This window comes from Sporocytophaga myxococcoides, assembly GCF_000775915.1.
Classification (GTDB): domain Bacteria; phylum Bacteroidota; class Bacteroidia; order Cytophagales; family Cytophagaceae; genus Sporocytophaga; species Sporocytophaga myxococcoides_A.
This window is the reverse complement of sequence record NZ_BBLT01000002.1, coordinates 665,668-678,002: the sequence shown is the minus strand read 5'-3', so window position 1 is coordinate 678,002 and position 12,335 is coordinate 665,668. Positions and strand designations below refer to the sequence as shown.

At 36.6% G+C, this 12,335-nt stretch carries 10 protein-coding genes; 3 read left to right on the top strand and 7 right to left on the bottom strand.

What is annotated here, in order from left to right:
* Nucleotides 1–27 precede the first annotated feature (27 nt).
* Both MYP_RS07300 and MYP_RS07295 read left to right on the top strand, forming a co-directional pair.
* Complete coding sequence (locus MYP_RS07300) at nucleotides 28–3,207, top strand: efflux RND transporter permease subunit (RefSeq protein ID WP_045460608.1); 3,180 nt, start codon at nucleotides 28–30, stop codon at nucleotides 3,205–3,207.
* On the top strand, nucleotides 3,200–4,627 hold the full coding sequence (locus tag MYP_RS07295) for a TolC family protein (RefSeq protein ID WP_045460605.1): 1,428 nt from the start codon (nucleotides 3,200–3,202) through the stop codon (nucleotides 4,625–4,627). The genes MYP_RS07300 and MYP_RS07295 overlap by 8 nt, the downstream gene beginning before the upstream one ends.
* A gap of 456 nt (nucleotides 4,628–5,083) precedes the next feature.
* On the opposite strand, the gene MYP_RS07290 is transcribed toward MYP_RS07295, so the two are convergent.
* Nucleotides 5,084–5,473 (bottom strand): hypothetical protein, encoded by a 390-nt coding sequence (locus MYP_RS07290; RefSeq protein WP_045460602.1) that lies wholly within the window; start codon nucleotides 5,471–5,473, stop codon nucleotides 5,084–5,086.
* A 375-nt stretch (nucleotides 5,474–5,848) separates the two neighbouring features.
* On the opposite strand from MYP_RS07290, the gene MYP_RS07285 reads away from it, so the two are divergent.
* The gene (locus MYP_RS07285) at nucleotides 5,849–8,008 is read left to right on the top strand and encodes a hypothetical protein (protein WP_045460598.1); all 2,160 of its coding nucleotides are present in this window, start codon (nucleotides 5,849–5,851) and stop codon (nucleotides 8,006–8,008) included.
* 121 nt (nucleotides 8,009–8,129) lie between these two features.
* Here the strand turns inward: MYP_RS07285 and MYP_RS07280 are convergent, their stop codons facing one another.
* From MYP_RS07280 to MYP_RS07255, 6 genes are all read right to left on the bottom strand, one after another.
* Nucleotides 8,130–10,007, bottom strand: a complete 1,878-nt coding sequence (locus tag MYP_RS07280; protein ID WP_197060029.1) for a DUF7619 domain-containing protein — start codon at nucleotides 10,005–10,007, stop codon at nucleotides 8,130–8,132.
* A 30-nt stretch (nucleotides 10,008–10,037) separates the two neighbouring features.
* Nucleotides 10,038–10,340 (bottom strand): hypothetical protein, encoded by a 303-nt coding sequence (locus MYP_RS07275; protein WP_045460588.1) that lies wholly within the window; start codon nucleotides 10,338–10,340, stop codon nucleotides 10,038–10,040.
* A 168-nt stretch (nucleotides 10,341–10,508) separates the two neighbouring features.
* Nucleotides 10,509–10,709 (bottom strand): hypothetical protein, encoded by a 201-nt coding sequence (locus MYP_RS07270; RefSeq protein ID WP_045460584.1) that lies wholly within the window; start codon nucleotides 10,707–10,709, stop codon nucleotides 10,509–10,511.
* A 200-nt stretch (nucleotides 10,710–10,909) separates the two neighbouring features.
* Nucleotides 10,910–11,218: a hypothetical protein gene (locus MYP_RS07265; RefSeq protein WP_045460581.1), complete on the bottom strand. Its 309-nt coding sequence runs from the start codon at nucleotides 11,216–11,218 to the stop codon at nucleotides 10,910–10,912.
* A gap of 3 nt (nucleotides 11,219–11,221) precedes the next feature.
* On the bottom strand, nucleotides 11,222–11,641 hold the full coding sequence (locus MYP_RS07260) for an ATPase (RefSeq protein WP_045460578.1): 420 nt from the start codon (nucleotides 11,639–11,641) through the stop codon (nucleotides 11,222–11,224).
* A 76-nt stretch (nucleotides 11,642–11,717) separates the two neighbouring features.
* Entirely contained in the window at nucleotides 11,718–12,203 is a 486-nt protein-coding gene (locus MYP_RS07255; RefSeq protein ID WP_045460575.1) for a DinB family protein, read from the bottom strand.
* Between the last annotated feature and the right edge of the window lie 132 nt (nucleotides 12,204–12,335).

Here is a 12,335-nt window from a genome sequence, read left to right as displayed (position 1 = left end):
ATAAGTTAAATATTTAATAGGAAGAAGATGTTCAGTAAATTTATTCATAGGCCTGCTCTCGCAATTGTAATATCACTTGTGATAATATTTTTGGGAGTACTGTCTATCAAAACCCTGCCTACATCACAATTCCCTGAGGTCGCACCTCCGGTGGTGATGGTTAGCGCGTCTTATCCTGGCGCAAGCGCAAAATCGCTTTCTGAATCGGTTATTATCCCATTAGAACAGTCCATTAATGGTGCCTGGGGAATGAGATACATGACTTCTGATGCAACCAGTGCGGGAGAAGCAAATATCCAGGTTGTATTTGAACCAGGAACTGATATCAATCAGGCTTTGGTGCAGGTTTCTAATCGTGTTCAACAGGTAACTAACAGATTGCCTATACTGGTACAAAGGGAAGGGGTTGTAATAACTCCTGTAATTCCCAGTATGTTAATGTATGTCAACCTTTACAGTAAAGACAAGAATGCCAACATGAAATTCCTGTTCAACTATGCAGGGGTTAACATGGTACCAGAAATTCAACGTATAAAGGGTATCGGACAAGTTAGAATACTTGGTAGTAGACAATATGCTATGCGTGTCTGGTTGAATCCAGACAGAATGCGTGCCTATAAAATTTCTCCAGACGAAGTAATGGAAGCTCTAAATGACCAGAGTGTTATAGGTAAGGCGGGTAGAATTGGTAGAGGAGATGCGAAACGCGCAGAAGCACTAGAATATGTTTTGGCATATTCGGACAGATTCAATGATCCAAAACAATATGAAAACGTCATTATTAAGGCCAATCCTAATGGTGAGCTTCTTAGATTGAAAGATATAGCAACTGTTACATTGGGAAGTGAATATTATGATATCTATTCAAATCTGAATGGTTATCCTTCAGCAGCATTGGTACTTAAGCAAACTTACGGTAGTAATGCAAGCCAGGTAATTGATGAGGTGAAGGCCAAACTGGAAGAATTGAAAAAATCATTTCCTCCTGGAATGGAATATGAAATCAGTTATGATGTTTCCAATTTCCTTGACGCTTCCATAGAAAACGTTATTCATACATTAAGGGATGCTTTCATCCTGGTGGCCCTGGTAGTGTTTATATTCCTGGGTGATTGGAGATCTACTCTTATTCCTACCTTGGCCGTTCCGGTATCATTGATTGGAGCCTTTTTCTGTATGCAGCTTTTCGGGCTTACCATTAACATGGTTACATTGTTTGCCCTCGTATTGGCTATTGGTATTGTGGTAGATGATGCCATTGTGGTGGTGGAAGCCGTGCATGCCAAGATACACGAAGAACATCTGTCGCCTTATCTGGCTGTAAAAAAGGTTATAGGTGAAATTAGTGGTGCCGTTATAGCTATTACTCTTTTGATGGTATCTGTGTTTATTCCAGTGTCCTTTATGACTGGACCTGTAGGTACGTTCTATAGACAGTTTTCTATTACAATGGCATCTTCAATAGTTCTTTCAGGTATAGTGGCACTTACGGTTACCCCTGTTCTTTGCGCAATGATATTGAAAAATAATCATGGAAAACCGAGAAAGAAGACATTAATAAACCGATTCCTTGATAGCTTTAATAGAGGATTTGATAAGGTTACAGACAGATACGTTGGCCTGTTAAAGTTGATTGCACACCGAAGATTAGTCACTGGAGTATTATTTGCAATATTTACCATAGGTATATATTTTATAGCCAACAATTTACCTTCAGGTTTTATTCCAAGTGAAGATCAAGGAATGCTTTATGCCATTGTCCAAACACCTCCAGGTTCAACACTGGAAAGAACAAATGACATATCTAACAAACTAGTTGAGGTTATTAATACAGTGGAAGGTGTAAAATCAGTCTCCTCCATAGCAGGTTATGAGGTACTTACTGAAGGTCGAGGATCCAATGCCGGAACTTGTCTGATTAACCTTAAACCTTGGTCAGAACGACACCATTCTGTAACTGAAATTATTGAGGAATTGGAAGTAAAAGCCAAGGAAATCCCTGGGGCAACCATTGAGTTTTTCGATCCACCGGCTGTACCCGGATTCGGAGCTGCAGGTGGTTTTGCTTTACAATTATTGGATAAAACTAACAGTGGAGATTACAAGCAGCTTGAATCAGTAACAAATGAATTCATCGGTGAGCTGAAAAAACGCAAAGAGTTAACAGGCTTATTTACCTTCTTCAGCGCCAACTATCCACAATATGAAATTGATTTCGATAATCAATTGGCGATGCAAAAGGGAGTTTCTATAGGAAACGCGATGAATACGCTATCGACTTTTGTAGGAAGTACATATGAACTAGGTTTTATCAAATACCAACGGTTTTTCAAGGTATTCGTACAAGCATCTCCTGAATATAGGAAACTCCCTTCTGATATTATGAATTTGTACGTAAAAAATGACCAAGGTGAAATGGTTCCTTTCTCAGCGTTCATGAAAATTACAAAGAAGCAGGGAGCCAATGAAATCAACAGATACAATATGTACCTCACTGCAGGTATCAGAGGTGGTGCTGCAAAAGGATATAGTAGTGGTGAAGCCATCGAAGCAGTGAAAGAAGTAGCTACTAAAACATTACCTCACGGCTTTGACATAGACTGGGCAGCACTTTCATATGATGAAACAAGACGCGGAAATGAAGCTGTATATATCTTCCTTATCGTATTAGTCTTTGTTTACTTCGTTCTTGTAGGGCAGTACGAAAGCTTCATCATACCATTGGCTGTTATATTCTCTCTGCCGGCTGGGGTTTTCGGATCATTCTTAATGATTAAAGGAATGGGTCTTGCAAATGATATTTATGCACAGGTAGGACTAGTAATGCTTGTCGGTCTTCTCGGAAAAAATGCCGTGTTGATTGTTGAGTTTGCGGTTCAAAAACAACAACAGGGCGCAACAGTCCTTGATGCAGCTATAGAAGGTGCTAAAGTTCGTTTCAGACCTATCCTAATGACATCATTTGCCTTTATAGCAGGATTGATTCCATTAGTAATTGCTCACGGTGCCGGAGCTATTGGTAACCGTACCATCGGATCATCCGCTCTTGGGGGTATGCTTTTCGGAACAATTTTCGGAGTAATCATTGTCCCTGGTTTGTACTACATATTCGGCACAATTGCTGGTAGTCGAAAGCTTATCAAAGATGAACATGAGACGCCATTAACTGAAGAAATAGAACACGTTGAAATCGAACACAATGCATAGAAGTAAAATTTTAAAATACTTCAGGACGGTAAGTATTTCACTCTTATGTACAGCATGTATTCCATCTATTGTACACAAAACTGAAAATAAAACAGTACCTGCAAAGTATAATAGTCCGCAGGATTCAACAAATACAGCGAAAGTTAACTGGAAAGATTTCTTTCATGATCCATATCTGAATGTCCTCATAGATACTGCTCTTAAAAATAACCAGGAGCTGAATATTATCGCACAGGAGATCAATATAGCCAGAAATGAAATCAGAGCCAGAAAAGGTGAATACCTGCCCAACATCGACATTGGTGTGGGCGCAGGACTGGACAAAATGGGAAGATATACAAGACTTGGAGCAGTTGATGAAAATTTAGAGATTGCACCTGGGAAACGTTTTCCTGAGCCTCTCACAGACCTTATCATAGCTGCAAGAGCCTCATGGGAAGTGGATATATGGAAAAAACTTCGTAACGCCAAGAAATCTGCTATGCACAGGTATCTGGCATCTTCTGAAGGAAGGAACTTTATGGTTACAAAACTAATAGCTGAAATAGCCAATTCATATTATGAGCTGCTGGCATTAGACAATCAGCTGGAGATTCTTAAGAAGAATATAGAGATTCAGCAGAATGCCCTCCACATAGTGAGATTAGAAAAAGAAGCTGCTAAAGTTACAGAATTACCTGTCCGGAAGTTTGAGGCTGAAGTTCTGAAGAATCAAAGCCGCCAATATGCCATTCTGCAGAGAATCACGGAAACAGAAAACTGGATCAATTTTCTTGTGGGAAGATTTCCTCAACCTATAGCAAGGAATGCTCAGAACTTCACGGCACTGGCTCCTGATTCAATACATGTTGGTATTCCAGCCCAGTTGTTACAAAACAGGCCTGATATTAAACAAGCAGAACAGGATCTGGAAGCTGCCAAGCTGGATGTAAAAGTGGCAAAGGCTAACTTCTACCCTTCTTTCAGAATTACAGGAAGTTTTGGATATAATGCATACAACCTGAATTATCTCATAAAATCACCAGAGTCTATTTTATATACGCTGGCTGGCGAACTGGTTCAGCCTCTTGTTAACAGAAATGGGATCAAAGCTTATTATAATTCGGCTAATGCAAAGCAAATTCAGGCTGTATACAACTATGAACGTACTGTCTTAAGAGCTTATATGGAAGTATCCAATCAGGTAGCAAATATCAGCAACATGAAAAACAGCTATAACCTGAAAGTTAAAGAAGTAGATGCTCTTACGAGATCTATCGATATCTCAACAGGTCTTTTCAACTCCGCACGCGCTGATTACATGGAGGTTCTGATGACTCAACGTGATGCACTGGATGCAAAGTTTGATTTGATTGAAACCAAAAAAGCTCAAATGAGTGCAATGGTAAATATTTACCAGGCATTAGGGGGTGGATGGTAAATTAAAAAAATGATTTCCCCTATATGAGAAAAGCCATTTTACCTGAATAGTAAAATGGCTTTTTCTTTTTGGTATACCTTACAAATAAAGAACAATCCTCTTTTTCAGAGATTAAGAATAATGGTCTCTTATCTTGGCCACCTGCAATTCAACAAGAAGAGATTTTTCCAAGGTAATAATATGAAAAGTAAATAAGATACAATTATTAAAAATCACCTAATAATTTAGGCTCACTGTAATCATTAGATTTAATATAATCCTCCATCTGGATTTTAATTGCCGCTAATTAAAATTTAATACGATCTCTAAAAATCGGAAGAGTTAACATCCATACGTTCCGTTAAAAGATCGTTTTTCGGTTCCATATTTGTTTTCTTTCTCACGTTACCCGCTTTCGTCTTCTATTAAAAGTATTTACCTTTTACTCAACACTATACTCAGCGTGATTTTATTCTTTTAAAATTTTGTTTTTTGATGTAAAGCAAAAGCTTTAAAACTTTTTGAAAATCCAAGATGATAAATGGCTGTTGAATAAACTATTATCATCACAATGATCGGAGTTTTTAGTAATATATCATTTTCAATGGTAAAAAGGCTTATAAGAGCGAGTAAATCCGCCACAGAAAATAATACTAATAATGCAATTCTTGCCCAATTTTTCCCTTTGTAAACCATTATTAAAATTCCTATAGTTAATACAAACCGCACAATTTGCTGTCCGGCCTTTTTAGCTTCTATATATAGAAAAACTGAATTATAATTATAAATGGTATGCAATGAAACCATCAAAATGCTGATTGAAATTAAAATTGTTCTTATCCTGCCAGTTTTTGCTAATTGATTCATTGGGATTATTATTGATTATCTAATAGACACATATTTACAATTAGTTTCACAATAGTGAGAAGTCACGCAAAGCAAAACATAATCAAGCTGTTATTTTTATATGGCTAATCAATCATTCTTGCTGATGATTCTTTCTTCTCATTTTGTCTATTATATAGTTATGTGCCCTTAGTCATGCTTCCATCTTATCCCACTAAAATATTCTTTTGAGACTAATAAATTAGGACTAATCTAAAGAAAATGATTCACTTTACTACTTTTATACGAATAAAGAAGCCTTATTGGAGAATAAGGACATTTTTAACAGTGTAAATAATTTACTATTTTGACTTTCATTAAATCAAAATATAATATTTTCATAAGCGTTTTTTCATAGTGAATACTAACCATATCTGGAATTTCTCCACCGTTGGAGGCATAAAACGGGTAAACATTGAATCTGGTCAGGACCTGATACACCTAGGTTCGCTGGATCAAAAGTTATGGACAGCATTGAGCTGTCCTGTTCATGATCTTGAAATTGATCCCAAAACATTAGAATTGATTGATACTGATAAAGACGGGAAGATTCGTGTTCCTGAAATAGTAGCAGCTGTCAACTGGGTTACATCTGTCATTAAAAATCCTGATGATTTATTAAAACAGGAAGCAAACTTTCCTATATCAGCCATCAATGATCAAACCGAAGCAGGACGCAAACTTTTATCTTCTGCTAAAGTCATTCTGAAGAATATCAATAAGGAAGATTCGGAAGTATTGACTGTTGAAGAAACCTCAGACATTACAAAAATATTCGCTTCATCAAAATTCAATGGTGATGGCATTATTACTGAGGACACCACGACTGATCCTAAACTTATCCAACTTCTCAATGAAGTGATATCCTGTATTGGTTCTTCAACAGACAGAGGTGGAAAGCAAGGAGTTTCTCTGGAGCACCTTACATCCTTTCTGGAACAATGTAAACTATATGCAAGCTGGCATGAAAAAGCTGATGCTTATACAACCTCCATTTTTCCATTCGGTGACCAGACAGAAGAAGCGTATCAATACTATACCGCAATTAAATCCAAGATTGATGATTATTTTCTGCGTTGTAAATTATCAGCATTCGATCCTCGTTCAACTGACGTTTTGAATTTGCTGGTTGCCCGTGTCGAAGCAATAAGCACAAAAAACCTTTCAACCTGTATAGAAGAGATTGCCGGTTATCCTTTAGCGAAAATTGAGGCCAAAAAAGATTTACCATTAGATACAGGGATTAATCCTGCTTGGGAAGCTACCATGAACTCCTTTAACAAGTTCATAGCAAACAAATTATTCCCGAATCAGAAAACACTGAGCGAAGCTGACTGGAATGTTATCTCTGATATATTTACAGCATACGTTCAATGGAAATCAGAAGCGGTCGGAACTTTGGTTGCCCCATTGGGAATTGGCCGTGTGCGCGAAATTTTGGCCAGCAAACATCCTGAAGAACTAAAATCTCTGATATCTGAAGATATCGCCCTGGAGCATGAAGCCAATAACATTATTTTAGTTGACCAGCTTGTTCGCTATTACCGTGATTTATATACACTGCTAAAGAATTTTGTCACGTTCTACGATTTTTATTCTCCCGATGCAAAAGCAATATTTCAGGCAGGAACATTATACATAGATCAAAGAAGCTGTGATCTTTGTATCAGAGTTATAGATCTTCCCAAACACTATACTATGAGTACCTATAGTGGTATGTTTCTTCTTTATTGCGAATGCGTCTCCAGAATCAGTAGTGAAAAGATGACAATTGTTGCAGCCTTGACTAATGGTGATATAGATAATTTAGTAGTTGGAAGAAATGCCTTATTCTATGACAGATATGGCAGAGACTGGGATGCAACAATCATAAAAATCATTGATAATCCTATCAGTATTGCTCAGGCGTTCTGGTCGCCATACAAAAAGGTTTACAGATTTATAGAAACCCAGATCAACAAAATTGCTGCTGAGCAAGAGGCTAATATAGATACAAAATCTACCAAAAGCATTGAAGATACATCAACGGAAATCGCTTCTACAGCAGCTCCCAAACCACCTGCTCAACCTTTTGATGTTGGAAAGTTTGTCGGAATTTTTGCTGCGATCGGTTTAGCTCTCGGAGCAATCGGATCAGCAGCGGTTTCTATTGTTGCCGGATTTATGGGCCTGGTATGGTGGAAAATGCCTTTAGCATTTATCGGACTTATATTGGTTATATCCGGCCCTCCTATGGTTATGGCTTATCTGAAATTAAGAAAACGAAACCTTGCCCCTCTATTAGATGCGAACGGTTGGGCCATCAATGCGAGAGCAAATGTCAATATTCCTTTTGGAAATACGCTTACAAGCCTTGCCAACTTGCCTAAAGGAGCAAAGGTTAATCTGAATGATCCTTTTACTAAAAAGAAACGTCCGTACTTATCAATGGTATTGATACTATCTATTTTAGCAGGAATTTTATTCTTTATCTTATGGAAGTTTGGGTATATACATCTTCCGGGCAATATGAAATAAAATCAATATTTACAAGTTATGGAGGGGTGAAGTTATAATTCACTTATAAAAAAAGAACCATTTTACACTATCGTAAAATGGTTTTTTTTTATTATCTGAAGAGCTTAACCTATAATCCTTCTTATTTCACAACAAGTACCTTCTCAATACTTATAGCTTTTCCATTAGAATCAAATATCCGGAAAATGTAAAGTCCATTTTTCCAATCTGAAGTATTAATAGTTAGTTCTTTTGATTGAGAAACATGCTTTCCTGTAAAATCATATATATCAACATAAGTTCCCTCAGCACCTTTAATATTGATGAGTGTACTTGCAGGATTAGGATAAATTAACTGCATTCTTTCTTTAGGACTTTCAACAGAAGAAACAACCGGATACTGGCTCACAAAAGTATTAAATACTTCATTGGTAATAACTGGTGGATTTTTATCAAAGACAATTCCTGCTTTATTTCTGACGACTGTCATCTCTGAAATATTCTTTTTAGGTTTTATAGTAAAACGTACAAATCCCTGAGCTTTTTCTTTATTAGTCGTACTATCAGGAAGCATGATATTTTCGAAGTGAAAAATGACTTTTCCCTCCTTATCAACTTCTGTAATTACATCATGAGATGATCCTTTAACTTCAAGTGTTGAAGCATCCAGGTTCACATCAAGAGTATCATGAATAGCAACAGTATATGCAGTATCGTTTCCGGTATTTTCAAAACGAATTAAATAATCAAGCGTCGTATTGAACAGAGTAAAATGATCATCCCAAAGTCCTATTGGAGTTACTGCTTTATCATTAGGATCAACAGCACATCGTACCATTGTACTTAAACTGTCAATAGAGGTATTTACCACTGATCCTGATGAAAATATTTCAGCAAATAGCTTAAAGGTTAAGATCGCATTTACACTGTTAAAATCAGGAAAAGTGATATCATAAGATAGTGTTTTATCATTAAATGATTCAAAATCTTCTATCTCAAAAATTAGCGTATCTGTTTTCGCTTCAACCGCTTCTGTTGATGTAATTTCAGCCAGAGGATCTCCAACAAGGGTAAGCCTTACTTTTTCAATAGATAGTATTCCCGGATTTTCAACTTTAAGCCTTGCCACTTCTGTAGTGCTGCAACGAGGCCAAGGAAGGTAAAAATTTGTCTTCACTTCCGGTTTAAAGTTACGAACTGTAAAACCTATCATATTGATCTCTGATCCTGAAAGTGTATAGGGGAACTCTTTGGATACATAATCAAATAAAGAATCCGCAGGAATTTCAAGAATGTATTGTTCTCCTGGTTCCGCAGCAAAACTGAAGAAGCCATTGCGATCAGCAAACACTTTTATACCTGCAGGTTTTATCTCCATTGCATACTTATTAATTCCCTCCTCTCCCGGATCTTTAATACCATTCCGGTTTGTATCATAGAACAAAATACCTTTCATAAAATACTGGTTTCTGTTCATACGCCAGATGTATGGATAATCCGCAGCCAGATACAAATATCCGGAATCCGCAAGAACTACAGAGGCTTTGAACTCCTCCGGCAAACGTACCTTTGTTGTATCCTGTTCATTTTTTACCATTGTCACATAGCTTTCACCAGGCTTGACATAGGTGGTGTAATAGTAAAATTTATCTCCATTGTGCTGTTTGTATAAGAAGGAGTTATTTATACTTGTTTTGCCCTCAAACTTCACCTCTCCATTATAAAAACTGAAGTGCAATTCTTCACTACGATTTTCATCGCCTCCTGAAACAGTCAGCATAGATATACCATTATCCAGGGTTTTACTCCAATAGTCATACTCATTGTAATAATCCAGGATATAACCGCCTGCATAATCAGCAAACTTATGAATTGACACTTCCCCTTTGTATGTCACGACAAGGCCTCTTGTATAACTATATGCAAAAAAGTCCTTATTAAATTCATCTATAGATGAAAGTGTCCCTAGGTCAGGCGTGGGACCGAAGTCGTATGTCTCCAGACTATCCGAATGTAACATATATCTGTAGGAATTCTGGGTTCCTATCATTTATACTGCATTGGAAGTTGTAAGTATATATCCAGTAATCGGATCATCAGGCAATAACTTTTCCCATACATCTTCAGCATCTCTATAAATGTATGGCACTCTGTCCATAAAAATGATCAAGTAATCATCCCTTGATATAATTTGTCCCATATTGCCTTCAGTCAGATGTTCTGCCAGAGTATATTCTTTAAATGAGTTTACTTTGTCAAAACGAATTAATCTATCCGGCTTGCATATCCATATATAGTTATTAGTTCGAAATACCCCTATAAAGGTGGATGCTGATGTCAACACATCTCTCATGACTGATTCCGAATAAAAGGTCAGGGTTGTTCCGTCACAATAACCCATATAGTTGGTGTATCCTTTTTCTGGTGATCCTGAATATCCGTGAAGAATAGCAGTACCATTAAAAAAACCACCTAAAGTAAAACTCCCATCGGGAAAATTTCCAAACTTAGTCGTATCCGTTCATTTTATCTTCCACAAAATTTTTTCACCCTGAATATTAAGAACCCATTTATTACCAAGACTATCTATATATGGATCCGGAAGTATAAAGTCCTTAAAAGGATGATTAATTTCAGCACCATGAACACGTTCCCAAGTATTCATCTGAGCATTAGACAAAAGTGGAAACAGGAAAAGCAAAAAGAAAAAGATTCGTTTCATCTGGATGTATTAAAAGTAAAAAGTAAAACTTATAATCTATTATGCAAAAACTGCATTGCTTATGTAAAAATATACAATTTAATTGTATCAAGCCAAAAGGAGGTTAGCGTATCTCCTTCAACAAGGTATCAATCTGATTGACTGAACTTTAAAAAACATTTTAATAATCTAATCTTTCCAATAAACTATCCCATTAGAGCTTAAAATAACAGATGTGTCGCACCCACCATATTCAAAACTTCTATCTTAGGCTCCACTTCTAATCCACTTTCGTCTCTTTGCTTTTGAAAAGATTTAAATGATGGCACGTTCAACAGTTCTTTCTGAATCTCTTCATTTCTATAGTGAGATAAATGCATAAAGGTCTTTCCATCTTCGCTTTCATATACGTTATACCGAAATTCCTCTGGGTTTAACTGACTGAAATCCTCTAAAAACAATGCAATGTTTTCCCTGTTTTTACTTGCAAACTCAGGTTTTACAGCATAAGTAACTTTAACAACAATCATATTTTAAGATTTTTTTTCTAACTCCTTTGAGATCTTTTCCATCACTTTATTCCAATGGTCTTTCATTTCATTTCTTTGATTGACATCAGATAAATGATCATGATGAAAACTTATTACTGTTTTTCCTTCATTATTCATAACCCTTACCTGAAGTTGCGATACATTATTCCATCCTTTTTTCTTCCAGGTAAGTCTTATATGCGAATATACTTTTATAAGTCTTATCGCCCCTTCTATGCCTTCTTTCGTTTTATAGGTCTGTTTCTCTGATAACTCAGTAGCAAGAGAACCAAGCCAAATGTTAAGTCCATTTAAAGAAAACATAAAAGTCCATACTTCTTCAAAAGAATTATGAAATGTTTTCCTAAGTCCAAACTGGAATCCTGCATCTTTGGTCTCTCCTACAACCTTTGCTTTTGCCATATAATGTTTCAGATCAATTAAATAAAGATACCCTAAAGAAATAAATTTTAGGATATCTTCATTATTTTCTTACAAATTATCTTTCGTAAAATGCAGGAGGCTCAATTCCCAATGACCTAAGATAAACATACCCTTGCCCTCTGTGGTGGATTTCATTATCAATAAAATACAAAACTGTAGAATATAAGGCATCTTCATACATTCCAAAGGCGGCCTCTACAGTCTGAAATCTTTCAATCGGGATCAGCGGCCATAATCTGTCAATCCTTTCTGTTAACACATCCCACAGGTGAAGAAGCTCTTCTTTAGTTTTGGGTTGTTCTTTCACCTCATCTTTCCAGTTCCCATCGATCAGTCCTTGTACCCCTGGATAAGCTATTTCAATCATTTCCATAACGAGAGCAGAAAAGGTACGCATGCCTCCGATGGAATAATTAAATAATTTGTCTTCAGGAAAAGCTTCAATAACTCGACGTGTTAATCTGCGATGACCCTGCCACTGACCTAAAAGCTGGTTTACACTGATTACAACTTCCTGATTTTTAACTACTATATTTTCCATGTGTCTAAAAGTTTTAGTTATTAAATGTTTAATGATGATACAAAGAAAAGGGGGACAGGTGACAGCATTATGTCAGTAGCCTTTGAAAAATTCAATCCCTCCTAAAAAACTCAGGATTAATCCTCGGCTGAA

Coding starts and splice junctions, on each gene's coding strand:
- MYP_RS07300 (WP_045460608.1), top strand. CDS start 28: ATGTTCAGTAAATTTATTCATAGGCCTGCTCTCGCAATTGTAATATCA.
- MYP_RS07295 (WP_045460605.1), top strand. CDS start 3,200: ATGCATAGAAGTAAAATTTTAAAATACTTCAGGACGGTAAGTATTTCA.
- MYP_RS07290 (WP_045460602.1), bottom strand. CDS start 5,473: ATGAATCAATTAGCAAAAACTGGCAGGATAAGAACAATTTTAATTTCA.
- MYP_RS07280 (WP_197060029.1), bottom strand. CDS start 10,007: ATGTTACATTCGGATAGTCTGGAGACATACGACTTCGGTCCCACGCCT.
- MYP_RS07275 (WP_045460588.1), bottom strand. CDS start 10,340: ATGAGAGATGTGTTGACATCAGCATCCACCTTTATAGGGGTATTTCGA.
- MYP_RS07270 (WP_045460584.1), bottom strand. CDS start 10,709: ATGAAACGAATCTTTTTCTTTTTGCTTTTCCTGTTTCCACTTTTGTCT.
- MYP_RS07265 (WP_045460581.1), bottom strand. CDS start 11,218: ATGATTGTTGTTAAAGTTACTTATGCTGTAAAACCTGAGTTTGCAAGT.
- MYP_RS07260 (WP_045460578.1), bottom strand. CDS start 11,641: ATGGCAAAAGCAAAGGTTGTAGGAGAGACCAAAGATGCAGGATTCCAG.
- MYP_RS07255 (WP_045460575.1), bottom strand. CDS start 12,203: ATGGAAAATATAGTAGTTAAAAATCAGGAAGTTGTAATCAGTGTAAAC.